The 25,725-nt window shown below is 70.3% G+C and carries 17 protein-coding genes; 8 read left to right on the top strand and 9 right to left on the bottom strand.

Annotation, left to right across the window (positions count from 1 at the left end; all coding sequences use genetic code 11):
- The first annotated feature begins 74 nt into the window (after positions 1–74).
- A complete protein-coding gene (locus WME79_RS07100) occupies positions 75–5,156 on the top strand; it encodes a sensor histidine kinase (RefSeq protein ID WP_437533668.1) in 5,082 nt (1,693 codons plus the stop codon).
- A 23-nt stretch (positions 5,157–5,179) separates the two neighbouring features.
- Here the strand turns inward: WME79_RS07100 and WME79_RS07095 are convergent, their stop codons facing one another.
- The 4 genes from WME79_RS07095 to WME79_RS07080 form a co-directional block, all read right to left on the bottom strand.
- On the bottom strand, positions 5,180–5,614 hold the full coding sequence (locus WME79_RS07095; RefSeq protein WP_437533665.1) for a cytochrome C: 435 nt from the start codon (positions 5,612–5,614) through the stop codon (positions 5,180–5,182).
- Positions 5,615–5,814: 200 nt separating this feature from the next.
- Positions 5,815–7,968: a heavy metal translocating P-type ATPase gene (locus WME79_RS07090; protein WP_437533662.1), complete on the bottom strand. Its 2,154-nt coding sequence runs from the start codon at positions 7,966–7,968 to the stop codon at positions 5,815–5,817.
- 2 nt (positions 7,969–7,970) lie between these two features.
- On the bottom strand, positions 7,971–8,561 hold the full coding sequence (locus WME79_RS07085) for a hypothetical protein (RefSeq protein ID WP_437533660.1): 591 nt from the start codon (positions 8,559–8,561) through the stop codon (positions 7,971–7,973).
- Between the two features lie 48 nt (positions 8,562–8,609).
- Entirely contained in the window at positions 8,610–8,870 is a 261-nt protein-coding gene (locus WME79_RS07080) for a hypothetical protein (RefSeq protein WP_437533658.1), read from the bottom strand.
- A gap of 673 nt (positions 8,871–9,543) precedes the next feature.
- Here WME79_RS07080 and tssC point away from each other — a divergent pair.
- From tssC to WME79_RS07060, 4 genes are all read left to right on the top strand, one after another.
- A complete protein-coding gene (tssC, locus tag WME79_RS07075; protein ID WP_437533656.1) occupies positions 9,544–11,016 on the top strand; it encodes a type VI secretion system contractile sheath large subunit in 1,473 nt (490 codons plus the stop codon).
- Positions 11,017–11,122: 106 nt separating this feature from the next.
- The gene (locus WME79_RS07070; protein WP_437533654.1) at positions 11,123–13,237 is read left to right on the top strand and encodes a M13 family metallopeptidase; all 2,115 of its coding nucleotides are present in this window, start codon (positions 11,123–11,125) and stop codon (positions 13,235–13,237) included.
- Positions 13,238–13,270: 33 nt separating this feature from the next.
- Positions 13,271–13,903, top strand: coding sequence for a glutathione S-transferase family protein (locus WME79_RS07065; RefSeq protein WP_437533651.1), 633 nt, complete (start codon positions 13,271–13,273; stop codon positions 13,901–13,903).
- A 453-nt stretch (positions 13,904–14,356) separates the two neighbouring features.
- Positions 14,357–15,190: a hypothetical protein gene (locus tag WME79_RS07060; protein ID WP_437533649.1), complete on the top strand. Its 834-nt coding sequence runs from the start codon at positions 14,357–14,359 to the stop codon at positions 15,188–15,190.
- A 101-nt stretch (positions 15,191–15,291) separates the two neighbouring features.
- On the opposite strand, the gene WME79_RS07055 is transcribed toward WME79_RS07060, so the two are convergent.
- Positions 15,292–16,236: a lamin tail domain-containing protein gene (locus tag WME79_RS07055; RefSeq protein WP_437533646.1), complete on the bottom strand. Its 945-nt coding sequence runs from the start codon at positions 16,234–16,236 to the stop codon at positions 15,292–15,294.
- A gap of 11 nt (positions 16,237–16,247) precedes the next feature.
- A complete protein-coding gene (locus WME79_RS07050) occupies positions 16,248–18,410 on the bottom strand; it encodes a PEP/pyruvate-binding domain-containing protein (RefSeq protein ID WP_437533643.1) in 2,163 nt (720 codons plus the stop codon).
- 334 nt (positions 18,411–18,744) lie between these two features.
- On the opposite strand from WME79_RS07050, the gene WME79_RS07045 reads away from it, so the two are divergent.
- Positions 18,745–19,404 (top strand): DUF3455 domain-containing protein, encoded by a 660-nt coding sequence (locus tag WME79_RS07045; protein ID WP_437533641.1) that lies wholly within the window; start codon positions 18,745–18,747, stop codon positions 19,402–19,404.
- 111 nt (positions 19,405–19,515) lie between these two features.
- Here the strand turns inward: WME79_RS07045 and WME79_RS07040 are convergent, their stop codons facing one another.
- Positions 19,516–20,697, bottom strand: a complete 1,182-nt coding sequence (locus tag WME79_RS07040) for a hypothetical protein (RefSeq protein WP_437533639.1) — start codon at positions 20,695–20,697, stop codon at positions 19,516–19,518.
- A 258-nt stretch (positions 20,698–20,955) separates the two neighbouring features.
- Positions 20,956–22,656 carry a bifunctional metallophosphatase/5'-nucleotidase gene (locus WME79_RS07035; RefSeq protein ID WP_437533636.1) on the bottom strand — a complete coding sequence of 567 codons (1,701 nt, stop codon included), beginning with the start codon at positions 22,654–22,656 and terminating at the stop codon, positions 20,956–20,958.
- Positions 22,657–22,996: 340 nt separating this feature from the next.
- Here WME79_RS07035 and WME79_RS07030 point away from each other — a divergent pair, with 340 nt between their 5' ends.
- Positions 22,997–23,479 (top strand): LysR substrate-binding domain-containing protein, encoded by a 483-nt coding sequence (locus WME79_RS07030; RefSeq protein WP_437533633.1) that lies wholly within the window; start codon positions 22,997–22,999, stop codon positions 23,477–23,479.
- 99 nt (positions 23,480–23,578) lie between these two features.
- Here the strand turns inward: WME79_RS07030 and WME79_RS07025 are convergent, their stop codons facing one another.
- Positions 23,579–25,015, bottom strand: a complete 1,437-nt coding sequence (locus tag WME79_RS07025) for an FAD-dependent monooxygenase (RefSeq protein WP_437533630.1) — start codon at positions 25,013–25,015, stop codon at positions 23,579–23,581.
- On the opposite strand from WME79_RS07025, the gene WME79_RS07020 reads away from it, so the two are divergent.
- Positions 25,007–25,711, top strand: a complete 705-nt coding sequence (locus tag WME79_RS07020; RefSeq protein WP_437533627.1) for a TetR/AcrR family transcriptional regulator — start codon at positions 25,007–25,009, stop codon at positions 25,709–25,711. The genes WME79_RS07025 and WME79_RS07020 overlap by 9 nt on opposite strands.
- Positions 25,712–25,725 lie beyond the last annotated feature (14 nt).

Raw genomic sequence — 25,725 nt, 5'->3', positions numbered from 1 at the left:
CCCGGGACTTCCCGGCTCGCACCAGCACACATCCTGCTTTATATTCTCGCGGCAACGCGCGAGGGGGAACGCGTATGACTCGGGCGGAAGCGACTGAGGTCCACCGCTGCAGCCGATTTCTGCTTCGCAGACAGAGGCTTGCCGGGAGGATGGTCGTGCAGAAAACCGTTCGGGGGCGTCTTCCAGCCCCGGGCGCGGCGGCCCTCCTGCTGCGCGAGCACGCCTTCCTGCGGCGGCTCGACGTGCCGGGGGTCGTGCGGCCGCTCGCGCTGGAGGGCGCGGAGAGCATGCCGGCGCTGCTCCTCGAGGACGCAGGCCCCGAGGACCTCGAGCGGCGGCTCGCGCGAGGGCCGCTCGCGCTGGACGCGTTCTTCGATATCGCCATCGCGCTCGCGGAGACGTGCGCGCGCATCCACGGGAGCGGCGTCGTCCACCGCGCGATCGCCCCGAGCCGCGTGGTCCTCGGCGAGGACGGGCAGGTCACCCTGGTCCATTTCTCGGACGCGGCCGAGCTGACGAGCATGCCCGGAGCCGTGGAGCTCGAGAAGCTCGACGCGCTCCCCTTCCTGTCCCCCGAGCAGCTCGGGCGCACGTGCTGGTTCATCGACGCGCGATCGGACCTGTACGCGCTGGGAGCGACCTTCTACGCCATGCTCACCGGCGCGCCGCCCTTCAAGGACCTCGATCCGCTCGCGCTCGTGCACGCCCACATGGCGCGGAGCCCCGTGCCCGCGCACGTCGTGATCCCCAATGTCCCGGCGGCGCTCTCCGAGCTCGTGCAGCGGCTGCTCGCGAAGATGCCGGACCTGCGATACCAGAGCGCCGAGTGCCTCGCCCAGGACCTCCACGAGGCGCAGAGGCGATGGCGCGCCGCAGGCACCATCGCGCCATTCGAGCTCGGCCGCATGGACCTCGCGCGGCGCCTCCCGCTGCCCGAGCGCCTGATCGACCGCGAGCGCGAGCTCGCCGCGCTGCGCGGCGCGCTCGCCCGCGTGTCGAACGGCGGGACGGAGCTCGTGCTGGTGACCGGGGAGGCAGGCGTCGGGAAGACCGCCCTCGTCGGGGCGCTGCAGGCCGCCGTCGCCGAGCGGGGCGGGCGGTTCATCGAGGGCAAGTTCGACCTGCGCGCGGCGAACGTGCCCTATGCGTCCCTGGCAGAGGCGCTCCGCGCCCTCGCGGCCGCGCTCCGCGCCGAGCGCGAGGAGAGCCGCGCGCAGCTCAGGGAGGCGGTCAGCGAGCGGAGCCGCGCCCTCGGCGAGCTCTGCCCGGAGCTCACCGAGCTCCTCGGAGACGCGCCCGCGCTGCCGGCCGCAGATCCGATGCGCGCAGAGAACTGCTTCCTGCTCGCGATCCAGGACTTCGTGCGCGCGGTGGCCAGCCAGCGGCCGCCGCTCGCGATCTTCCTCGACGACCTCCAGTGGACGGACGCCGCGTCGCTCCGCGTCCTCCGCGCCCTCGCCGCGGATCCGGGCAGCAAGCACGTGCTCCTGCTCGGCGCGTACCGGTCGAGGGAAGTCGGCGCCGCGCACCCGCTCCACCAGGCCATCGAGGAGATCCGGGGCGCGCAGGTCCCCCCGATGACGCACCTCTCGCTCGGCCCGCTCGGCGTCGAGCCGGTCGTCGCGCTGCTCGCCGAGGCGCTCCGCTGCGAGCCGGAGCGGGCGCGCCCGCTCGCAGAGCTCTTCCTCGCCAAGACGGCGGGCAACCCCTTCTTCATCCGCCAGCTCCTCCGATCGCTCCAGGAGAAAGGGCTGCTCCTCTTCGACGCGATCCGCTCGACATGGATGTGGGATCTCGCCCGGATCGAGCGGGTCGGGGTCACCGACAACGTGATCCAGCTGATGTCGGAGTCCGTCCGCAGGCTACCCGAAGCGGCGCAGGAGCTCCTGCAGGTCGCCGCGTGCATCGGCAGGCGCGCGGAGCTCAGGCTCATCGCCGCGGTGCTCGGCCGATCCGTCGACGAGACGACAGCGTCGCTCGTCCAGCCGCTCCGCGAGGGGCTCGTGGTGCCCGACGGCACGTGTGAGCGGGAGGCCGGGCTCGCGATCCGGTTCGTCCACGATCGGGTCCAGCAGACGGCCTACGAGCTCGTGCCGGAGCAGCTGCGGATGCAGCTGCACCTGGAGATCGGCCGCTTCCTCGAGGCCACCTGCACCAACGGGACGGACGCGGCGCTGTTCGACGCCGCGGACCAGCTGAACCTCGGCGCCGCGCTGCTCGACGCGGAGCAGCGGGGCCACCTCGCGCAGCTCAACCACCGCGCCGGCGTGAAGGCGCGCCGCGCCGCGGCCTTCGGCCCGGCGCTCGCGTACTTCCGCAGCGGCCTCCGCCTGCTGCCGGAAGGCGCCTTCCGCTCGCGTTACGAGCTCTGGTTCTCCCTCCACCGCGACGCGGCGGAGTGCGCCGCGCTGACCGATCAGCACGCGGCGGCCCGCGCGCTCGTGGAGGAGGGGCTCCGCCACGCGGCGTCGATCCCGGAGAAGGTCGACCTGGAGGCGCTCCGGATCATGAGCGCGACGATCACCGGCGATCACGATCTGGCGCTCGCCTGGGGCCGAGACGCGCTGCGCGCGCACTTCGGGGTCGAGCTATCGGCGGCGGATCTCGACGCGGAGATCGCGGCCCAGCGGCGGGCCATCGCCAGGCACCTCGCGGAGCGCTCGCCTGAGTCGCTCGTCGATCTCCCCCGCGTGACCAGCCCAGAAGAGCGCGCCCGCATGAGGCTCCTCGCCGAGATGGTGGCCCCCGCCTGGTTCGCGGACCGGAAGCAGCTGGTGATCCTCACCTCCCTCGGCGTCCGCTTCGCGCTGGAGCACGGCAACGCGAGCGAGTCGATCCTCTCCTACGCGGGGCACGCGATGCTCCTCGCGGCCGAGGGTGACCTCTCGAGCGCCCAGGGCTTCGGCCAGCTCGCCGTGGAGCTCGCGCGGCGGTTCGAAGATCGCGCCCAGGAGACGATCGCCCGGTACATGTACAACGAGTTCGTTCACCCGTGGATCGCGCCGCTCGCCTCGGGTGGGGCGCCGTTCCGCGAGATCATCGCCCTGGGCGTGTCGTCCGGCGAGCTCCGCTTCTCCTCGTACGCGCGCACGGGGCTCATGGCGCAAGCGTTCGCCACAGGGGTGGAGCTCGATCGCGTGCTGGTCGATCTGAACGACGGGTTCGCGTTCAGCCAGCAGACAGGCAACAAGTCGACGCTCTTCTACCAGCTCGCCTTCCGGCAGATGATCCGGTGCCTCAAGGGGCTGACGAGGGGCCGGAACGTGGCCGATGACGCCGAGTTCGACGAGCGGGCCTTCCTCGAGGCGGCGCGGCGGGAGCCGCCGGCGAGGTGCGTGTATCACATCGGGCGCCTCCAGGTCTCGTACCTGCTCCGGGACATGGCCGAGGCCATCGCTCACGCCGACGCGGCGGCCCCGTTCATTCACTTTCTCGCCGGCTACATCCCCGAGTGCCAGTACGCGCTGTACGCCGCGCTCACGCTGCTGTGGCGATGCGATGAGGCCGATGAGCGGGAGAGGGCGGCGCTGCTCGCGCGCGCGGCGGATCTGCAGAGCGCCCTGCGAAGGTGGGAGTCGGGCTGCGCGGAGAATTTCCGCTCGCGGCGCCTCCTCGTCGACGCGGAGATCGCCCGCGTCGAGCGCAGGTTTGAGCTCGCCGCCGCGTGGTACGACGAGGCGATCGAGGCGGCGACGCGCGGGGGGTTCCTCCACATCGCGGCGCTCGGCAACGAGCTGGCTGGGCGCTTCTACCACGGGCTCGGACGGGCACGGATCGCGGCCATGTACCTGCGCGCCGCGCACCAGGGGTTCGCCCGCTGGGGGGCCTCGGAGAAGGCCCTCGCGCTCGCGGAGGAGTTCAGGCTCGGCGGGTCCGGCGACGAGCCCGAGCTCACGGAGCGGCTTCCGGCGGCCGCCCTCGACGCGCTCAGCCTGCTCAAGGCCGCCGAGACCCTCTCGAGCGAGATCGTGCTCGATCGGCTGCTCGAGAAGCTCCTGGGCGTCTGCCTCGAGGCGGCCGGCGCGCAGCGCGGCGCGCTCGTGCTCGAGGAAGAGGGGGAGCTCTTCGTGCGGGCCCAGGGGTCTGTCGCCACCCCGGTCTCCATCGAGCGCACGCCGCTCTCCCGGTCGCGCGAGGTCCCCCGGCGGGTCGTCGAGCACGCCCACATGGCGTGCGAGATCCTCGTGCTCGACGACGCGGACAGCGAGCCGGAGCGCGATCGCGACCCTCACTTCGCCGGGGGCGGCTCGCGGTCGGTCCTGGTCCTGCCCATCCAGCGGAACGAGACGCGGCTCGGGGTGGTTTACCTGGAAAATAACCTCACCACGTACGCCTTCACGCGCGCTCGCGTCCACGTGCTGGAGCTCCTCTCCGACCAGATCGCGATCGCCCTCGAGAACGCCCGCCTCTACCGCGAGGCGCAGCACGCGGTGCGCGTCCGCGACGAGTTCCTCAGCGTCGCGTCGCATGAGCTCAGGACGCCCGTCACCTCCCTGCGCCTCGGCCTCCAGGCGTTGCTCCGCCGGGGAGACCACGCGTCCGACGAGCGCCTCGCGCGCGCCCTGCAAAGGATGGATCGGCAGGTGCACCGGCTCGTCCGGCTGATCGACGACGTGCTGGACGTGTCGCAGCTCCACACCGGCCGGCTGGAGCTGCACGTCGAGCCGGTCGATCTCGCGGAGGTCGTGGACGACGTCCTGGAGCGGCTCACCGAGCGCATCGCGCAGTCCGGCTCGTCCGTGAGCGTGCGCGCCGAGCCGTCCGTCGTGGGGTCGTGGGACAGGAGCAGGCTGGAGCAGGTGGTCTCGAACCTGCTCGACAACGCCCTCAAGTTCGGCGGAGGCAAGCCGATCGACGTCTCGGTCGCGCGGAAGGACGGCACGGCAGAGCTCGTTGTGCAGGATCAGGGCATCGGGATCCCGGCGGGGCGGCTCCCGCACGTGTTCGACCGGTTCGAGCGCGCGGTGTCGAGCCGCCATTTCGGCGGGCTCGGGCTCGGGCTCCACGTCGTGAAGAGCATCGTCGAGGCGCTCGGCGGCGCGGTGCGCGTGGCCAGCCGGCCGGACGAGGGGGCGCGGTTCACGGTGGAGCTGCCCTGCGAGCGGCCGGCGGCGAGCCACGCGGTGTCGGCGACGCTCGGCGGCCTGCACGCCTGACGCGAGCCGACGCGAGCCGACGACTACGGCCTGCTCTTCGGCTGCTGCGGGACCATGAGGATGTACGGCGTCGCGGGCTCCTCCTCCGGCGGCACCGCGCGGGGCGCAGGGACGCCCTTCTCACCGAGGCTCCGGACGAAGCGGTACATCGCGACGAGGTCGCCCTCGTGCAGGGTGACGTAGTTGAGCCACGGCATCGGCGGCCGGCCAGCGGCCTCGCGGAACATCCGCACCCAGGCCTCCTCGCTGAGGTTCTGGGCGGAGATCCGGAGGTTCGCCGCATAACTCGTCCCCCACGGACCTCGGTAACCGACGTCGCTGCCCGTCAGCCACTCCGAGGTCGGGAGCTTGCCGCTCGATCTGTCCCAGCCGGGCGTATGGCAGTCGTTGCACCCGCCCACGAGGATCAGGTACCGGCCAGCCTCCTCCGCGCTCCCCGCGGCAACGTGTGGCGACACAGGCGCCCGTGCCACAGCTGCACAACCGATCAACGCGAGGAGCGCCGCGCCGGGCAGCCACTGCACAGTTCGGTGCGGCGCGCGCGCCCGGTCCGCGGCGGATGATCTTGATCCGGCGCGCGTTTCGCTCTGCATTCCAACCATTCCATCCCTCGTGCAGCGCGCGTGCCGGGATGCGGCGCGGCGCGCGAACGAGCGCGCTAGGGGCCGCCGGCGCGGACCTTCCTGCGCGGCGCGGCCATGAGCGGACGGAGTCCGTTCACGCAGGCGAGGACCGCGGAGCCGTTGTTCATGAGCGTCGCCGCGACCGGGTTGAGGAGCCCGGGGATCGACAGCGCGTACGCGACCGCGTTCACGCCGAGGATCATCGAGAAGTTCTGGTGGATGAGGCGCATCGCGGCGCGCGAGACGTCGATCGCCTCGATGAGCTTCGACAGGTCGTCCTCCACGAGGACGACGCCCGCCGTCTCCCTGGCGATCTCCGCGCCCGCGGACACGCTGATGCCGATGTCGGCGTACGACAGCGCCGGGGAGTCGTTGATGCCGTCCCCGACGACCGCGACCGTGCGGCCCTCCTGCGTCAGCCGGCGCGTGATCTCCGCCTTGTCCTCGGGCAGCATCTCCGCGAAGTACCGGGTGATGCCGAGCTCGAGCGCGACCTGCCTGGCCACCTCGCGGCTGTCGCCGGTCAGCATGACGATATCCTCGATGCCGCGCGCGCGCAGGCTGCGGATCGTCGCGCGGCTCTCGGCCCGGATGGCGTCGCGGCAGGCGAGCGTGGCGACGTGCCGCCCGTCGACGGCGAGGAAGAGGGGCGATTTCGCCGCCGCTTCGAGCGCCGTCCTCGCGCCGGGCTCGGCGCGGCAGGCGATGCCGAGCTCGTCGAGGAAGCGGGGGCTGCCGAGCTGCACGACCTTGCCGAAGACCCTGGCCTGCACGCCCCGGCCGACGAGGTAGCGGGACTCCTCCCGGTCCGGGATCGTCAGACCCCACGCCTCGGCGAGCCGGAGCACGGCCTGCGATACGGGGTGGGTCTGCCGCGCGGACACCGCGGCGGCGAGCGTCGCCGCCTCGCGCTCGGACACGGCGTCGTGGACGAGGAGGTCCGTCACCTCGGGGATGCCGGAGGTCAGCGTGCCCGTCTTGTCGAACACCACGGTCGACACCTTCGCGAGCTTCTCGATGTACGCGCCGCCCTTGATGAGGATCCCACGCCGCGCCGCGGCGTTCATCGAGGCGAGCACCGTCGTCGGGGCCGAGACCCGCGGGCCGGTGCCGAAGTCGATCGTCAGGATCGCGGACACGCGGCCGAGGTCCCGCGTCGCGGCGAGCACGACCGCCGAGCAGGCGAGGGCCGGCGGGACGAGCCGGTTCGCCACGAGCTCCGCGTAGTTCTGCGCGCGCGTCTCCAGCGCGGGCGCGTTCTCGATGAGCCGCGCCGTGCTCGCGGCGGTCGTGTCGCCGCCGACCCGCTCGGCGCGGATGTACAGCTTGCCGTCCTTGATGACGGTCGCCGCGAAGCAGCGGTCGCCGGGGCCCTTGAGCACGGGCATCGACTCGCCGGTCAGCGTCTGCTGATCGACGAGCCCCTCGCCGTCCGTGACCGTCCCGTCGACCGGGATGACCGAGCCGGTGTAGACGACGAGGACGTCTCCGGCGACGAGCTCGGCCACCGGGATCTGCACCTTCGCGTCGCCGCGGACCACCCACGCGAGGTCCTGCTGGTACTCGAGCAGGCCGCTGATCGCGCGCCGGGCGCGCGCCTGGGTGCGATCGCGGATGTGGTCGCCGAGCGTGACCAGCCAGATGATGCCGGCCGCGTTGATGGCGTTTCCGGTCGCCACGGCCGACGCGATCGCCAGGCTGTCGAGCAGGTCGACGTTGAGCTTGCGGTCCCGCACCACCGAGTCCCACGCCCTCTTGAGGATGGGCGCGGACGTCGCGGCGATGAACGGGTACGCGAGCAGCGGCGAGACGAAGCTGCCGAGCGAGAGGACCATGCCGACGCTCGACAGGTAGAGCGGGCGCTTCGCGACGGCGGCCGCGCGGCGCGCCTCCCGGGCGGCGCGCCCGGCGCGCAGCGCCCCCCGCGGGGCCGGCGCGGCGGAGGCCGAGGCGGCGGCGCGCACGATGGCGTCGAGGTCGACCCGCCGCGGATCGTGCTCGACGACGGCGCTCGACGCGCCCTCGGCGATGCGCACGGACAGGACCCCCGGCACAGCGGTGAGCCCTGCCTCGAGCAGCGGACCGAAGGCCGCGTCCCTCCCGAGGCGCGAGAGCCGCAGGCGGACTCTGCCCGGGATCGCGTGGACCACCGAGACCGGCTCGGTCCCGGTCGACAGGAGCGCTTCCATCGTCACCCCGCCTCGCCGCCGGTGGGTGCGCCCGCGCCCGCGCTCGCGAGGAAGCTCTGGATACGGCCGTGGTTCAGCACCACGAAGAAGTCGACCCCGTACTTCACGAGCGTGATCCAGTGGGGCATGCCCGGGGAGCGCCGCGTCAGCACCTGGAGCAGCCCGGACCCGACCAGGAGCGCCGGGAGCAGGAGCTTGAGGTCGACGTGCGGCGGCGGGACGGCCTGCGACGCCGCGTTCAGCCTGTGCGCGGCCTGGACGACGAAGCGCGCCGTCCGGCCCGGGCTCGGCGGCTCGGCGGGCGCCGCGCAGGGCGAGGGCGTGAGCTCATCGATCGGGCGACAGCTGCAGCCCGAGAGCTCGGGGATGTGCGCGAGCTCGGAGAAGACGTCCTCCAGCGGGACGTCGGGCTCGTGCTCGATCGTGAGGCTCGCGGCCCACGCGCTCGCCCGCGCGTCGACGACGCTGGGGCAGGCGCGCGCCAGCTCCGCGATCTCCTCCGCCCTCGCCGGGTCCCTGCGCAGCGCGGGGACGGCGAGGCGCACGCGCCCTGGAACCCAATGGATGATGACGACCCCTCGATCGCTCGGCATGGCTCACCTCCCGGCCTGCGAGGCCGGGTCACCGGAACACCCCTCTCGTCAGCTCCCAGGCGGCTCCATCTCCGCGCGCGACCACCCCTGCGCGCCGCCCGAGCCGGCGCGCTGCTCCTGGCGTGCCATCTCCTCCCTCACCTCGGCGACGAGGTCGGCGAGCTTCTCCCTGCCCTCGCCGAACGCGCCCTTGATCGCGTCCACGGCGACGAAGCCTAGCGTCATGGCCCTCTTGACGGTCGGACGGGTGATCCTCGTCAAGCTGGTGAGCCCTATCCCGATGATGATGCCGAGCCCGAGGCGTTCCATCCCCACTCCTCTCCTCGAAATCCACGACCCATGGCGCGCCAAGGCGCGCCGAACGCTGATGGCGCACGAAGGCGCGCCGAACGCTGATGGCGCACGAAGGCGCGCCGAATGCCGACGACACGCGGACGCGCGCGATGCTGACGACGCGCAGACGCACGCCGAAAGACAGAGAATCTGGACCACACAGGCACGGGGCACACGGAGGGATAAAGACAGGCGATGTCCGCTGTCCCTCCGTGTTCCCACTGCCCATTTCACTCGGTCCCGAGCCGTTCGGGGCGCTGGCGCCGCGCGGCGCCGCGCGGCCACGACCAGGACGGGCGTCGCCGCGGGGGCGTCGGCGCCTGTTCCGGGAGTGCGAGAGGGCAGACTCGAACGAAAGCCCTTATGTCTTCGGCTTCCGTGGGAGCACCCACACGTGATTTGTAACACTGCAGTCGCGCGATCGCCATGGGCTTTTCATGTCCGGTCGACACCTGACTCGCGTGCTGAGAGAGCGTTCCGCGCGGGCGTCCGAGGCGCGCCGAGCGCGCGGTTCTCCTGGCCGCACCGCGCCGCGCCGCCCAGGCCCGCCCGGGCGCGGCGGGGCGGGCCTGGGCGGCGCGGCGCGGCGCGCGGGCGCCGGCGTGTCCGTCGCTTCCAGCCGGCGAGCGACCGTGGTAAATTTCCGGACATGCAAGCGGGGCAGCACGAAGAGCCGGTGATGGGGAGCAATGGCTCTCTCCTTGCGGAGCTCCTGGCGGAGACGGGGGTCACCCCCACGAGCGGCGCCTACCACGATGTGAAGCGGGGCGTGGAGGCGGTGGTCGGCAAGGTCGCGGGCCGCCCGGAGGCCGGCGCGGCGCTGGACAGCGCCCTCATCGACCTGTGGATCGCGGAGATCGACCAGCGGCTGTCGCGGCAGATCGACGAGATCCTGCATCACCCGGTGTTCCAGCGCCTCGAGGCCGCGTGGCGCGGCCTGAAGTTCGCCATCGATCACATCGACTTCCGGGAGAACATCCGTGTCGAGATCCTCAACTGCTCGAAGGACGACCTGCTCGCGGATTTCGAGGACTCGTCCGAGGTCGTGAGGAGCGGTCTCTACAAGATCGCCTATTCGTCGGAGTTCGGCAATTTCGGCGGCAAGCCGTTCGGCGCCATCATCTCGAACTACGAGTTCGGCCCCGTGCCCCAGGACATCGCGCTCCTCCAGAAATGCGCGGCGGTGGCGACGATGGCGCACGCGCCCTTCCTGGCCGTCGCGGGCCCGCAGTTCTTCGGGCTCAAGGACTACCGGAAGGTGCCGCACCTCGGCGACATCAAGGCGCTCTTCGAGGGGCCGCAGTACGTGAAGTACACAGCGTTCCGCGAGTCCGAGGACGCGCGCTACGTCGGCCTGCTCCTCCCCCGCTTCCTCCTGCGCCTGCCCTACGGGGCGAGCACCGCCCCCATCCGGGCGTTCTCCTACGAGGAGGACGTCGTCGGCAACCACGCGGCGTACCTCTGGGGGGCGCCCACCTACGCGATGGCGACCCGGCTCGCCGAGAGCTTCGCGCGCCACCGCTGGTGCCTGCACATCATCGGGCCGCAATCCGGCGGCACGGTCGAGGGGCTCACGCTCCATGAGTACGAGGCGCTCGGCGCCATCCAGGCGAAGATCCCGACCGAGATCATGCTGACCGAGCGCCGCGAGTTCGAGCTCAGCGAGGAGGGCTTCATCGGGCTCACGTTCCGCAAGGACACGGACAACGCCTGCTTCTTCTCCGCGAACTCGGCGCAAAAGCCCAAGTACTTCGGCCAGAGCGAGGAAGGGCGCGCCGCCGAGGTCAACTACCGGCTCGGCACACAGCTGCCTTACGTCTTCCTCGTCAGCCGGCTCGCCCACTACCTCAAGGTCATGCAGCGCGAGCAGATCGGCACCTGGAAGGAGCGCGGCGACCTCGAGCGCGAGCTGAACAGCTGGCTCAGCCAGTATGTCGCGGACATGGATGTCGTGTCGCCCGCCGTGCGCTCGCGCAGGCCGCTCCGCAAGGGGCGGACCTCGGTGACCGAGGTCGAGGGGAGCGCGGGCTGGTACCGGGTCCACCTCGAGGTGCGCCCGCACCTCAAGTACATGGGGGCCTATTTCACCCTGAGCCTGATGGGCAAGCTCGACCGGGAGTGAGGCCTGCCGGCCCCGCTCCGGGCGGATGCGGGCGCGACCGCGCGGGATCCAGCGGCGGGCGGCCATCGCGAGCCCGCGCAATGGCCGGTCCGTGGTAGAGCGCTGTATGCGCACGCACCGACAGCCTGCCGCTCCCCTCGCGCTCACCGTGGCCGTCTCCGCGCTGGCGGCCTGCGGCCCCGCCGCGAGCCCGCCGCCGGCGCCCCCGCCCCCCACGGTGAAGGCGCTGATGCCGCCGGCGCCGCAGGGCCTCCCTGTCGTCGAGACGAAGCTCGAGAGCGTCGGGCTCGACGAGGCCGCGCTCGACCGATCGGCGAACCCCTGCGAGGACTTCTACCAGTTCGCGTGCGGCGGATGGCTGGCGAAGACCGAGATCCCGGGGGACGAGTCCACCTGGATGCGGAGCTTCAACGAGATCGATAAGCGCAATGAGGCGGAGCTCCGGCGCATCCTCGAGGACGCGGCGAGCGCCGGCGACCGGGATCCGGTGACCAAGAAGATCGGTGCCTACTACGGCGCGTGCATGGACGAGCCCGCGGTCGAGGCCGCCGGCGCGAAGCCCATCGCAGACCTCCTCGCGAAGGCGCGGCGGGTGCGCGACCCGAAGGGCCTCGGGGCGCTCGTCACCGAGCTCCACCGCCGCCGCATCTGGGCGCTGTTCGACGTCGAGTCCGCGCAGGACATGAAGGACGCGACGCGCGTCATCGCGCAGCTCGACCAGAGCGGGCTCGGCCTGCCAGACCGCGACTACTACCTCAACGAGGACGACAAATCGAAGGCGCTCCGCAAGACCTACGAGGAGCACGTCGCGCGGATGATGCGGCTCGCGGGGGCGCAGGAGGCGGCGGCGAAGGCGGCGGCGCTCGATGTGTTGCAGATCGAGACCGAGCTCGCGAAGATCTCGAAGACGCGGGTCGAGCGGCGGGACCCGGCGGGCCTCTACAACAAGCTCGACCGGGCGGCGCTCGCCAAGGCCGCGCCGGCGTTCTCGTGGGACGCGTATTTCCAGGGGCTCGGCCTCCAGGACGTCAAGGAGGTCAACGTGACCTCCGTCCGGTTCTTCGAGGGGCTCTCCCGGCTGCTCACGTCGGTGAAGCCCGCCGCGTGGCAGAGCTACCTTTCGTGGCACGTGGTGCGCTCCGTGGCGCCCGCGCTGCCCAAGGCGTTCGTCGACGAGAGCTTCACGCTGCAGGCGGCGCTCACCGGGCAGAAGGAGGTGCGGCCGCGCTGGAAGCGCTGCGTGGACGCGACCGATAACGCGCTCGGCGAGCTGCTCGCGCAGCCGTTCGTCAAGACGAGCTTCCCCGGCGCGAGCAAGCCTGCGGCCGAGGCGATGGTGCACCAGATCAGCGACGCGTTCGGGCGCAACGTCCGGGCGCTCGACTGGATGGATGAGGGCACGCGGCAGCGCGCGCTCGCCAAGCTCGCCGCGATGGCGTACCTCATCGGGTATCCCGACAAATGGAGGACCTACGATTTCGAGGTCGATCCGAGATCGTACGCGAAGAACGCGCTCGCCGCGCGCGCCTTCCACACGCAGTGGGACCTCGGGAAGATCGACAAGCCGCTCGATCGCGACGAGTGGCAGATGAGCCCGCCCACCGTGAACGCCTATTACGACCCGCAGCGCAACCACATGGTCTTCCCGGCGGGCATCCTGCAGCCGCCGTTCTACAGCGTGAGCTCGGCCGCGGCGGTGAACCTCGGCGCCATCGGTATGGTGGTCGGGCACGAGCTCACGCACGGGTTCGACGACGAGGGCTCGCAGTTCGACCAGAAGGGCAACCTGGAGGACTGGTGGTCGAAGGAGGTCGGGGCGGCGTTCAAGGAGAAGACCGCCTGCGTCGAGGCGCAGTACTCGGCCTTCGAGGCGCTGCCGGGGCTGAAGCTGAACGGCAAGCTGACGCTGGGCGAGAACATCGCGGATCTCGGGGGCGTGAAGCTCGCGTTCATGGCGTACCGCGCCATGCGCAAGGGCGCAGCGGAGCAGACGGTCGCGAGCGGCTTCACGGAAGATCAGCAATTCTTCCTCGCGCACGGGCAGTCCTGGTGCGGCAAGCTGCGCGACGAGGCGCTCCGGCTGATGGTCCAGGTGAACCCGCACTCCCCGCCGCGGTTCCGCGTCAACGGGCCGCTCGCGAACCTCCCGGAGTTCGGCGAGGCCTTCAAGTGCGCGCCGGGCACGCCGATGCGGCCGACCAAGACGTGCGCGGTCTGGTAGCCGCGCGCGGCAGGCTCGGTTAAACGAGCCGTCATGATCCTGATTGGCCAGTACGACTCTCCCTTCGTGCGCCGCGTCGCCGTGGCGCTCCAGCATTACGGGCTCGCGTACGAGCACCGCCCGTGGTCGGTGTGGGCCGACGCGGAGTCCATCGCGAGGTACAACCCGCTCCGCCGGGTCCCCGTGCTCGTGACGGACAGCGGGGAGCCGCTCGTGGAGAGCGGGGCGATCCTCGACGCCCTCGACGACCTGGTGGGGCCCGATCGCGCGCTCCTGCCGCGCTCGGGCGAGGCGCGCCGCGCCGGCCTGCGGGTCTCTGCGCTCGCCACGGGGCTCGCGGACAAGGCGGTGAGCCTGCTCTACGAGCACGTGCTGCGCACAGGCGATCGCCAGAGCCCTGTCTGGGTGGAGCGCTGCACCGCGCAGATCGGCGAGACGCTCGACCTGCTGGAGCGGGAGCGCGCCGCCCGGCGCGGCGACGACTGGTGGCTGGGCGCCTTCAGCCACGCCGACATCGCGGTCGCCTGCGCGCTGCGCTTCGTCGGAGAGGCGCACCCGGCCCTCGCCGACGCCGCGAAGCGGCCGGCCCTGGCCGCGCACGCGGCGCGCTGCGAGGCGCTCCCGGTGTTCGCGGCGGTGGTGCAGCCCCTCCACGTGGCCGTGTAGCTCGTCCATCGTGCTAGAGTCGGGCGCTCAGGCGCCCAGGAGCTCTCGGGGCGTAGCGCTCGTCCTCGCGCTTGCGACGTTGCTGGTCGCGAACGCCGCCCTCGCCACTGGAGATCGGACAGGCCCAGTACAGATGAAAGGAGAGCGCCAGCCCATGGAGCGTACACGCGCGGCTCGCCGCCCATTCCACCGAGGGCCAGGGGCCCTCGCGATCATGGTCGTGACGCTGGCGGGCTGCTCGGGCACGGCGCCCGTGACGGCGCCTCCGCCGCCGGCCGCTGCATCCCAGGACGCCCAGCCGCCGGCGCCACCGGCGATCGCGCCGGCGCGTCCGCGGCGCAGGGCGCGCCTGCCGCCGCCCCGGAGGAGCCGCCGCGCGCGGCGGCGCACGTCGCCGCGCAGCTCACCGTCGACAAGGCGATCGTCATCGGCAAGTGGCCTGAAGGGGTCGCGGTGGTCGGCGATACGGCGTGGGTCGCGGAGAGCGGGAACCGGCGCGTCGCGCGCGTCGACCTGAAGCGCGGAGAGGTGGCGGCGCACGTGGCGGTTGGCCGGCTCCCGGTGCAGGTCGTCGCGTCACCCGCGGGGGTGGTCTACACGCTGACCCACACCGATCAGACGGTGTGGGTCATCGACGGGCAGACGGGGCGCGCCCGCGCGCTGGCGCGCTTGCCCGACTCGCCCGAGGACATGGTGTACGCGGACGGCGCGCTCTGGGTGCTGCTCTGGAGCAAGGGGAGCTCGACGGACTCCTCGGTTGTGCGGATCGATCCGGCCACGGGAGGTCAACGCCGCTCGCCCGCGCTCGGCCGGGACGCGTTCGCGCTCGCCGTCGGGCACGGCCGGATCTGGGTCGCGCACGGCCATGGAGACGTGAGCGTCGTCGACCAGACCTCGCTGGAGCCGCGCGACGATCTCCACATCGGCGACTCCCACCGACGCATCGCCGCCGGCCCGGGCGCGGTGTTCACGGATGTGCGCTCCGGGGTCGTCCGTCTGGATCCGGTGAGCGGCAGAGCCACGCACGAGGTCGCGCTCGGCGAGCTCATCGCTGTGCTCCAGCAGATGGGCGACGAGGTCGTCGCCGTGGGCCAATCTGGCCGCACGTGGCTGCTCGACCCGGAGAACCTGAGCATCCGCGCGATTCTCGCCGCCCCCGATGGCGTGAGGTCGCCGCACGCTGCAATGCGATACGGAGAGACGCTGCTCCTCACCGAGTTCGACGACGCTGGCGCAGCTGGGAAGGCGGACGGCCGCCTGCTCATCCTGCGATCTTCGCCTCGCTGACGCCGAGCCAACGATGCCCCAGCTCGGTGGGCGGGCAGGGTCCCGGGAGCGAGCGCGCGGAGGCGCACGCGTGGCCAGCACGGTCCAGCGCGAAGGCGCGATCACTCCTCTGGCGGCTTCACTCCGGGGGTCGGCTGCCCGACGACGTAGCCGTCCGCGGCCCATTGGTAGGCCAGGCTCACGCCGGGTACCTGAGCTCCGAGCACGAGGCCGCCATCGCTGACCCCGCCGGGTGCCGTCAGCACGAGCTCGCCGCCGCTCGAATCGAGCGCAAAGCTCGTGTGGAGCTCGCCCTGGTCCGTGTCGCCGTCGGCAAACAGGACGAGCACCTCGTGACGCGGAAGGGTGACGGCGGGCAGCGGCCACTTGCCGCGCTCGGCGAAGTCGTCGGACAGCGTCCAGCCCGTCAGATCGACGTCCTCCGCCGACGGATTGAACAGCTCGATCCACGGCTCGTACTCGCCGGATTCATCCGCCAGCGTTGTCGTGTTGTTGAGCATGACCTCCGAGATCGACACGGCCAGCGGCACAGGACACCCCCAACAGAACGCCGGGCTGCCGGTCGAGATCACCGGGATGGCGTCGACAAGCACGGAGCCGTCAGCGGCGAAGGCGCTGAACGTGAACGGAGCGTCGAAATTGAACTTGAGCTCGTAGCGGGCCGCGCCCGCATCGGCTCGCGCAACGTCCGTCCAGTTATGATGGCTGTTGACGTACTCGAGGCGGCTCTGTTCGGTGACGCACGCCGTCGTTCCGTCAAGCGACACGCTGAAACCGTCCAATCGATACAAGGAGGATTCGCCGACACCGAAGTCTTCCCAGGTTCGCCTGAGCTGGATCACGGCGCGCCCGTCCGGGGCCTCGAAGCGCAGCACGTGGGTCGTGCGGAGACGGCCGCCGGGACGTTCGCCGCACAGCGCGTCGCTCGCGTCCGGCTGTGCTCCGCCGGCTCCGCCCGCGCTCGCTCCGTTGCCCGGCTCGGAGCTGGAACAGCCAGCGCACGCCAGCGAGAACACGAGGCCACACAGGATGATTTTCAAGGTCATGTCTGGCTCCATCATGGTGTGTAGGGTCTGGCTTGCTTGATCACGGTGCGCCCATCCATGGTGACGTCCACTTCCACGTCGAGCGACAGCGGAGCGAGGCTGGGGTACACGCTGGCCGCGAAATGGTCCTGCACCACGAACAGCAGCCCCGCGAGCTCGTTCAACGCGGTATCGGACCAGAGCCGCGCGCCGCCCGCTGCCAGCGAGGATGGTGACACCAGCGCGACCTCGCTCGGCGACCCGCCGGCAGAGCGCCGGAACGTCAGGATCTCAGGGCTGGCGGTGGGATCCAGCGGCTCGGCGACGCCGACCTCGCCCACCTGGCTGACCACACGATACAAAGGCTCCGGCGCATCGGGTTCGAGCCCCGTGAGCACGACGGCTTCCAGGCGTTCACCGACGAACGTGGGATGAACCGCGACGCCCATGAACACCTTGGTGTGATCGATGCCGTAGTACGCGCGATCGTCGAACGCGCGCTCGTTCCACAAGCTGGCCCAGACCCGGCGCACCGCGAGCAGGGCGCTCTTTTCTTCGGTCAAGTCCTGCTCCAGGTCCTCGATGATCGGCAGCAGATAGCTCCGGTCGGGGTGCTCGGCGAGCTCGATCTCTCGCCGCTCGAGCTCGGCGCGCAGGTAGGCCTCATGCTCAGGGCTCAAGCAGGCCGACGGCCCGAGCGTGTCCGAATCGAGGTCGTCGGCCAGGCAGCCGCTCCGGGAGTCGTACAGACCTGCTCCCGACAGACCCGGCAAGTCCTCGGCGTTGGTGCTGCTGCGAAAGCGCAGCCGGGTGACCAGCCCCGCGGCGCCGTAGGCCTGGCGAACGGCCGCCTCGAGCGCCGCGCCAAGCTCGGGCAAGTGCTCGGCGGCGCGCATGCGGCCCCGGAGCTCCGACAGGCGGCGCTGCTTGTGGTCGGCGTCGGTGAACACCCGGGGATCGGCCAGCAGCGCCGCGACGTCGGCATTGAACCCGCGCCGCTCCATGAAGTCTGCGTAGGCGCGGAACGGAATCGCAAAACCGTCCACGCGGTTCTGCTCGGGCAGGATCCGGGACAGCTCTCCGAGGTTCGCGGCCTTGGTGCCGAACGCCGCGACATCCGCTGAGCCGAGCGAGGCCAGGGCTGCCGGCGTGGAGACCTCCAGGTCCGCGGCTGGATCTCCGATCGGCGGCCGGTGGACGCTCCAGAACGCTTCGGCGTCTTCCAGGCGCGCGGGCTCGATCTCCACGTGGGTGCCCCGGGCCGTGAGGTGGACCAGCCCATTGGCGAGCGCGCGGAGCACGCTGCTATCGAACACGCCCGGCACCGCGGCGCTCGGGATCCCCTTCTCGCGCAAGCGCAGGTTCAGGTGGCTGGCCAGGCTCTGCGGCTGCCGTGTGACGAGGCCGGCGACCAGCCCCAGATCGCTCGGCGCTGCGTCGATCACCAGCACGTCGCGCGGTCCGGCGCTACCTGCGGCGGCGCCATCCACGATCTTCAAGTAACCGTACGCCTCGCCCTCGCTGTACGTCTCGGCGGACAGCCCGCTCAACAGCGTATCCGGGTCGACCAGCGCGACGCCTGCTGCCACGAGCTCGTCGGCGATGGCTCGCACCGCCGCGGTCTGGGCAGATCCATCCGGCGAGAACACCAGGAAGCGCTCAGCGAACGGACTACACCCCTTGAGCCGCCGGTCGGCTTGCACGATGTCGTCGACCGTCAGGAGCTCGTCGGGCGCGGTTTCGCTGTAGACCGTGTACGCCAGCACGCCCGCCGCTCCGGTCAGCGGATGAGGCGTGGCCGGGTAGAGCTTCAGGCCGCCGCCCCACATCATGCGGCTGGCGCGGCGCAGCACCATATCGGCATAACGTTCCGGCGCGAGCGCCGCGTATTCCGGGAAGGTACGAAGGAACTGCAAATGGTACGGGTGGTCGTCAGTATTCTGAAAGAGGCACGCTGCGCCGGCGAACATCGCCGGAGACTCGCGGCCGTCGACGATCGTCAGGTACTTCACTTCCGCGCCCTCGCCTGCCAGGGAAGTGTAGTCGTCGCGCGTGACGAGCTCCGTGAGATACTCCGCGTCAGTCCCCGGCGCTCCCCCCGCGCCGGCGGCGTTCACGGCCGAGGAATCGCCACATGCGGTCAACGCGACTGCCGAAAGCAAGACCGACACTGGCGCCAAGGTCCAGGATTGCATCGATTGGGTTTCCCTCCCCGACGTGGCCGGAGTCGAGCAAGCGAGGTGCCAGACCGGCGGCCGTGCTGGCTGCCGCCGAAGCGGCGCTCGAAGGGCGGCAGCCGTGACATCCGCGTCGCGGAGTGTGCCACGGCATGCGCCGTGCTCGAATTCTGCCGTCAGGTCGGGGTCGGTGACCACCGTTGACCGCGGCTCGGATCGCGTAAGGTTCTCTATGTCAACCAGCGCGTGCACCGTGGCTGTACCGTGAAACGGCCACCACGAGGAGATTGACTTTCGGATCGCGTTTGGATTTCCTGGCGCCTGCGCCGCCGCGATCAGAGAGGAATTCATCATGAATGCGCGTTATGCGATTGGACTCATCGTCGTTGGTTTTGGTTGCGCGGGGTCGACGCCGAGCGCCTCGGGCCCGCCGCCGAGCGAACCGCTTGCGAGCGCCGAAGCTCCCGCGCCCGTCGCGCCCGCGCCGCCGGCACCTTTGCCAACGACACCCGCGGCCGAGCCCGCGGCGACCGCGAGCGTCCCCAAGCTAGCGCCCCCCGAAACACCCGATGCCATCAAGGCGCCGAGCACGGCCAATCTCGTATTGAAGGCGGACGCCAAGGGCGCGCAGATCTACGTCTGCGGCAAGAAGAAGGAGCCCAAGGCGAAATTCGAATGGACGCTCAAAGCCCCGGATGCGACGCTCTCGGACGAGGCAGGAAAACCGCTGGGCAAGCACTACGGCGGCCCCACGTGGGAGGCGGCGGACGGCAGCAAAGTCGTTGGCGCCATGAAGGCCAAGGTCGATGCTCCCGACACCACCGCGATCCCCTGGCTGCTCCTGGAAATCAAGTCGACCGAGGGGCAAGGCGTGCTCAGCCACGTCGCGTGGATTCAGCGCGTTCAGACCGTAGGCGGCAAAGCTCCGGCGGACGGCTGCGACAAAGCGCACGATGGCGCCGAGGCGCGCGTCGACTACAGCGCGACCTACTACTTCTACGCGAACCCGTGAGCTCGCTCGATCTCTGAGCCCGCTCGACCCTGAGCTCGCTCGAACAGCCGCATTGGCGCTGGCCGCCGTCCTGCGTGCCGTGCAGGGCGCTCTTGCCAACGCTCCGCCGACTCAGCGCGCAGCGATCAGCTGCTTGGCAGACGGGGTTGTCGCCCTCGCATAGAGGCTATCGAGGAACAGGGTCATCGAGAGGTACAGCTCCGCATCAGGGCTGTAGAAAACGGAACGGCGCTGTCCGTCCTCACCCAGGCTGGGCACGGTGTTGTCATAGCCAAGCTTGAACCATGCGATGTCCTCGGCCGGGTAGCTCAGCGACACCCCGAACGTGGTGTTGACCGTTGCCGACGAGCCGCGTGACTCCACGGGCGCGCACGTCAGCACGATCTGCACACACTCGCCATCGCGCGGCACATCACGGAACCGGGCCGCGAGCCCCCACGTGTTGCCGAGCGATAGATCGCCCCAGAGGTTGACCCAGAAGCTCATCCGCACGGACAGCTGATCGCGCAGCAGGAGTTGCCCCGAGAGCTGATCGTCGAGCTGCACCTCGCCCGACGCGGACAAACGAGGTCTGACGGGGGCGCCGTTCACAGACGTGGTGGCCTGCGAGAACAGGTGCTCCCATCCGCCGCCGGCCGAGAAGAAGACGCCATTCAACCACTCTCCATCGAGCAGGGGGAGGTTCGCGAGCACACCGAGCCCGAGCAGCGTGCGCGCGTAGACTCCGGTGGCCCGGCTCGCCGGCGACGTCGGGAGCGCGACGCGGAGCCGGGGCCCGGCGAGCAGGGCGAGGCCCTTGTCGTTCTGGACGATCGTGTAGCTGTACGCGGCCTGGAGGGGCAGGTCCGCCAGGGTGACGGAGTCCTCTCCGGGGACATCGCCGTCTGACAGGGGCAAGTTCAGGGCGATGTCGGTGCCCACCCAGGCCCAGTGTTCCCTGGTGCTCACGAACGAGTATCGGGGAACGAGCGAGAAGGTCATGCCAACGTACTCGCCGTCGTCGCTGTAAGGCCCGTCGTCCGGGCCGAAGGCGTTGGTGGTGGCGCTGGTGGTCCAGCCGAATCGGCTCGTGCGAAGCGCGTTGTCACGCGCGCCGAGGTGGAACAGCGGCGCCCCGCCCCGGAGCCCCGGCGCCCGGCCCGGCCCCTTCTCCACAGACGCCGGCTCTCCCGGGAGAGGAGCGGCCGCCGGCTGCGCGAGCGCCTCGCCCTGGCAACAGACGAGCGCAGCGGCGAGCGCGCTCGCGCTGAGCGCTGCCCTTGCGGCGCGACTGGACGAATCGCTCGGCATCACGGCAAAAGCATACCCCGGCGTCCGCGAGATTTGAACCGCTCGCTCGCGCAGGCGTCGCCGGCGCCAGGAGGATCCGGCACGCCGACCGGTCGGGGGAAAACTCCCGCGCCACGGTCCCAGGCTCCGCGAGACACAGGCGGTGGTGATCGAGACGCTGGAGGAGGTGCGTGCGCTCGCTGTCCTTCATGTGACCTGTCGTCGTGCGAGCCTCTCTGACAACGAACGCGCCGCCAACACGTCCCCGACAGATCCGATCGATTATCTCTGCTTGCCCGCTGGCGCCGGCTTCTCGTCGAGCTTCTTCTCGAGCGGCGCCCATTCAGCGCTCTTTTTCTTCTCGATCCATGCGATCACCGGATCTCGCCACGAGAGCCCCGTCCCCACGGGCTTCGGGTCCTGCGCCGCGAAGACGGCGCCGTCACCGCCCCCGTACATGAAATCGGTGATGATGACCGTGTAGCGCTTCTTCGGATCCATCGGCTTGCCGCCCACGGACCACTTTCCGTTCGGCGCTCTCTTCGCGCCGGAGATGATGAACGACTTCGCCTCAAGGTCCTTCGCGAGCGACGCGCCGTCGATAGACACCTTCACCAGGCGGTTGTCGAACGGGAGCACGCCCCAGATCGTCGCGTGCGTGACTGGCCCCGGCGGAATGGTTTGTCGCACGCCGCCTCGGTTCATGATCGCCACGTCGCCGCCCAGCTCGTGGAGCCAGGCGTCGCTCACGATCTTGCCGACGGCCTCCTCCGGGCCGATCCCGCCCTCCGAATGGCCGATGACCTTCCCGAGCGCGCTGTCGACCTTCGTTTTCCACGCCGTGACGAGCCGCGCGAGCGGAGGATCCGCCGGGACTTGCGGATCGGCCGCCACGTCGACGATGGAATGGCTGATGGTGACGACGCGGGCCTGCGGGGGGTTGCTCGGATTGATGGTGATGGCGACGCGGGCGTACCGGTGCAGGCGCCAGCCGGGGCTGATGACGGGCGTGTCGCCTGCGCGCGTGTCGATCTTCCTGTGGCAATGGCCCCCTCCGACGAACGCGAGCCGCCACTCCGGGTGTTTCTCCACGATGGGCACGAGGTTGTCGGGGCATTCGTGCGCGGTCACGACGACGACGTCGGCGGCTCCCGTCTCCCGCGCTTCGTGGATCGCTTTGTCGAGCGAGGCCTCGGTGGGCTCAAACGTGATCCCTTGAAAGCGCTCGGCCATCGCGGCCTTCAGCGTATCCGCTGCGGCGAGGCCCACGACGCCGATCTTCACGCCCTTGCGCTCGAAGACCTCGTAATGCCGGATGGCGAGATCACCCGCGAGCTTCGCGTCGTCGATCTTCACGTTCGCCGCGAGGTAATGCAATCGCGCGGTATCACGGAGCTTCGAGAATTGCGGCACACCGAAATCGAATTCGTGATTACCGAACGCCGAGGCGGCATAACCCATGCGACCCATCGCGCTCGCCATGGATACGCCGTTGAAATACGTCGAGATGGCGGGGCCCGTGAAATTGTCGCCGCCCGAGAGGAGGAGCGTGCGCGGCGAGGTGCAATCCTCGGGCGCGGCGGGCGTGAGCGCTCCCGCCGCGTCGATGCCCGCGGGAACAGGCCCTGGGCAATGCCCTTCGTACTTCACGAGCCTCCCGAGCAGCTCGGCCGCGCCCCCGCGGCTCACGCCGTCCTCCGACAAGCTCTCGAGCCAGCCATGTTCGTCCGTCGTGTAGAGCAGCGTGACGGTGACGTTGTCTCGCGGCTTCGCGGCGAGCGGGGGCGTCTCGCTCGCGGGGTTCGCTGCGCCCGCCGCCGTCGAGGAACCCGGGGGTTTCAGGGGGGTTCCCGCGCCCCCCTGAGGCTGTGCTGGACCGCAAGCAAGGGGAAACAAGACGGTGCACGAGCCAAAGAGCACGGCAAACGGGCGCATGGTCGAGCACGATAATCCAGGCCGGGCGTCGTCGGTACGAAAAATCAAGATGAAGGCGATGCGTGTAGCCCTGGATGCGGGGTTCGGGCTCTGCCGCCTCGCTAGGTCATGGGGCCACCTCGTTGCAGGGTCATGGGGCCAGGGGGAAGACGACGTGATTGGGCTCGACCATGCCCGAGACCGCGAAGCGCGTCAGGGTCCCTGAGCCTTCGAGCTTTCCCTGTGCATCGCCATCGCCACGGGCGGGGTGGCGGTCAAGGAGGCATTCTGTCGCTCGCCCCACGGAGCCGAACATCCAGTCCCTCGATCCGGCTGTAACGTTCGGGCCCCCTCCGAGACTGTGCAGGTAGCGGGGCAGCCGTCGCTGCGCCTTCGTGGGCGCGTGGGCATGGGACAAGGTGGTGAAGGTCGGGGTACCGACCCAGGTTGGGGTACCGTCCCCGCTGCCGATCGATGGCGTCGCCGCGCTCGGGTCAGGGCTGACGATTCCGTCGTCGCCCAGCGAGGCGCTCCTCAGCTGGAAGAGCTCGCGGGCCACGCATGGGTCGAGTATGCCGGCCTTGAGATTTGCGGCCTCGACGCGCTGGTGACGAAGGCCGAGCGGAGCGCGCGCGTCGTCGCCGACGACATGACCTTCCTGCGCGAAGCCATCAAGCACGGCGCGGGGATCGGCTTGCTCCCCTCGTGCGTCGCCGAGCCTGACGTGGCGGCGGGGACGCTCCTCCCTGTGGTGCCCGAGTTTGCGGGCATGGTCGGGCATGTCTACCTCCTTCACCACGGGGGCGATCATCTCTCGGCCAAGGTCGTGGCCTTTCGTGATCTGCTCATGGAGTTGCTGCAGCAGAAGCCGCTCACGAGTGAGCAGGGGTAGATGGCGAAAATTTCTGTTACAAATGCACCGAGTCGTTCGTCAACGTCGAGCCACCGAACGATGGTGGCGGCGGCTCGGCGACGGGCGCGTCGCTCTGATTCAGAACCAGCGCGCGAGCGCGTCGTCGAGCGATCTCGACGACGCGCCTGTCCACGCGATGCAGCCGTCGGGACGGACGAGCATCGACGGGCCGCCTTCGGTGCGTGCATGGTGCACGCCTCGCGGGAGTGACCGTTCCGAAGGCGAGATGAAGAGGCCGCCGCCGTTCTCCATCAGCACATAGAGCCGCTCTTCGCTGCCGTCGGTGAGCGTGAGGAGCTGATCCTTCGCGAGCGTGCCGACGAGCGGGTCGTCGTCACCGAGGTCGTAACGAACGCCGACGCCCGTGAGCATCTCGCCGAAGTAGCGATTGCCTTCGGGCAGCTTCATCAGGTCGCTCACGATGGCGCGGAGCGCGCTCGTGAGCGGGTCAGGACGCATGAGCGCGACTTGCGCGCGGGTATTTTCGAGGACGCGCGCACCGACGGGATGGCGCTCGGCGGTGTACGAGTCGAGGAGATGCTCGCGCCCCTTCACCGCCGCTGCGAGCTTGAAGCCCAGGTTCGCGGCGTCGACGAGGCCGAGGTTCAAGCCTTGGCCGCCGAAGGGCGAGTGGACGTGCGCGGCGTCACCGGCGAGAAAGACGCGGCCCATCCGGTAGGTCGTTGCTTGCCGCGCGTGATCGGTCCAGCGCGTCGCCATCGTCATCGACAGGATCTTGACGTCGGTGCCGCTCACGCGCTGGATCGCCGCCTCGACCTCGGCCTGCGTGATCGGCGCATCCCGATTGGGCGGCGGCCCGTTGAACTCCGCCGTGAAGACGCGACCCGGCATCGGTCCGGACGCGACGAGGCCGCGCGGCGTTCGATGCCAACCCGTCGCGAGCTTCTCGGGCACATCGAGCTCGACGACAGCCTGATAGCCGGTGATGGTCGGATCCGTGCCCGGGAACTCGAAGCCGGCGAGCTTGCGCACGCGGCTCCGGCCGCCGTCGCAGCCGACGAGGTACTTCGCCCTCAGCGGGCCCGCGCTCGCCTGCACGGTCACGCCATCGTTGTCCCACTCGAAACCTTCCACCGTGACGCCGCGACGGATTTCGATCCCGAGCTCCGTCGCGCGCGCGGTCAAGATCTTCTCGAGCGCCTCTTGCGGCACGAGACGCATGTGGCGCTCCGGGTCGCGCTGGAGGTCCTGGTCAATCAAGAACATTCCAGAAAAATGGCCTCCCGGCCGCTTCATCGGTCCAGGTCCGAAGCGCGCCTTCAGCGCCGGCATCATCCGCGCCATGGTGGCGCGGCGCTCGTCGTCGAGCGCACGCGCGAGCCCGCGTCGCTCCAGCGCCTCGGCTGCCGCCGCGCCCACCCCGGCGGCCTTGATCGTGCGATCGGGCTCCACGAGCCGCTCCAGCACGAGCGGCTTCACGCCCGCGGTCGCGAGCTCGATCGAGAGGAAAAGCCCGACCGGGCCAGCGCCTACGATGACCACGTCGTGAGTCATGCCGTGAATATTATATTCGGTAAAACTTTGTGCAAGACAAAATTTTTATCTCGGTATAATATCTGCTCCATGGGCGAGCTCCGCGAAAGCAAGAAGCGCGAGACCAGGCAGCGGATCTCCGACGTCGCGACGGCGATGTTCTTCGCGCGCGGCTTCGACGCGGTGACGGTCGAAGAGATCGCCGCCGCCGCCAATGTCTCCAAGATGACGGTGTTCAACTACTTCGCGCGCAAGGAGGACCTCCTCCTGGATCGCGAGGACGAGGTGAAGCTGCTCTTGCGCGAGGCCATCGGCGAGAGGCCGCAAGGGCAGTCGCCGATCGACGCGCTCCGCCGCCTCGTCGACAGGCTGTGCGAGCAGAAGCACCCGTTCGCTCGCATCGACAGCCAGACGGTCGGCTGGCAGCGCGTCGTTGCGGCGAGCCCGTCGCTCAAGGCGCGCCTCCGCGAGATCGGGGACGAGGTGGTCGAGGGGCTCGCGGTCGAGCTCGCTGGTCCGAAGCCCGATGGCCTCGCGCGGCTCGTCGCCGGCATGGTCGTGCTGACGTGGCGCACGGCTTACGGCGAAGCGATCCGCGTGTTCGAGCGCGGAGGCTCGGCGAAGAAGGCGAACGCTGCGTTCATCGCGCTGATCGATCGCGGCTTTGCGGCCGCTCACGGAATGGCGGCGAGCTCGAGCTGGCAGACGACCGGATGACCCATCCCCACCCC

The sequence above is a fragment of the Sorangium sp. So ce726 genome (genome assembly GCF_051521405.1).
Classification (GTDB): Bacteria; Myxococcota_A; Polyangia; order Polyangiales; family Polyangiaceae; genus Sorangium.
This window is presented reverse-complemented; position numbering and strand designations above follow the sequence as displayed.

Excerpts from the sequence above, each read along its gene's own strand:
- WME79_RS07100 (WP_437533668.1), top strand. The coding sequence starts at position 75 with ATGACTCGGGCGGAAGCGACTGAGGTCCACCGCTGCAGCCGATTTCTG.
- WME79_RS07090 (WP_437533662.1), bottom strand. The coding sequence starts at position 7,968 with ATGGAAGCGCTCCTGTCGACCGGGACCGAGCCGGTCTCGGTGGTCCAC.
- WME79_RS07085 (WP_437533660.1), bottom strand. The coding sequence starts at position 8,561 with ATGCCGAGCGATCGAGGGGTCGTCATCATCCATTGGGTTCCAGGGCGC.
- WME79_RS07080 (WP_437533658.1), bottom strand. The coding sequence starts at position 8,870 with ATGGAACGCCTCGGGCTCGGCATCATCATCGGGATAGGGCTCACCAGC.
- tssC (WP_437533656.1), top strand. The coding sequence starts at position 9,544 with ATGCAAGCGGGGCAGCACGAAGAGCCGGTGATGGGGAGCAATGGCTCT.
- WME79_RS07070 (WP_437533654.1), top strand. The coding sequence starts at position 11,123 with ATGCGCACGCACCGACAGCCTGCCGCTCCCCTCGCGCTCACCGTGGCC.
- WME79_RS07065 (WP_437533651.1), top strand. The coding sequence starts at position 13,271 with ATGATCCTGATTGGCCAGTACGACTCTCCCTTCGTGCGCCGCGTCGCC.
- WME79_RS07055 (WP_437533646.1), bottom strand. The coding sequence starts at position 16,236 with ATGACCTTGAAAATCATCCTGTGTGGCCTCGTGTTCTCGCTGGCGTGC.
- WME79_RS07050 (WP_437533643.1), bottom strand. The coding sequence starts at position 18,410 with ATGCAATCCTGGACCTTGGCGCCAGTGTCGGTCTTGCTTTCGGCAGTC.
- WME79_RS07045 (WP_437533641.1), top strand. The coding sequence starts at position 18,745 with ATGAATGCGCGTTATGCGATTGGACTCATCGTCGTTGGTTTTGGTTGC.
- WME79_RS07030 (WP_437533633.1), top strand. The coding sequence starts at position 22,997 with ATGGGACAAGGTGGTGAAGGTCGGGGTACCGACCCAGGTTGGGGTACC.
- WME79_RS07025 (WP_437533630.1), bottom strand. The coding sequence starts at position 25,015 with ATGACTCACGACGTGGTCATCGTAGGCGCTGGCCCGGTCGGGCTTTTC.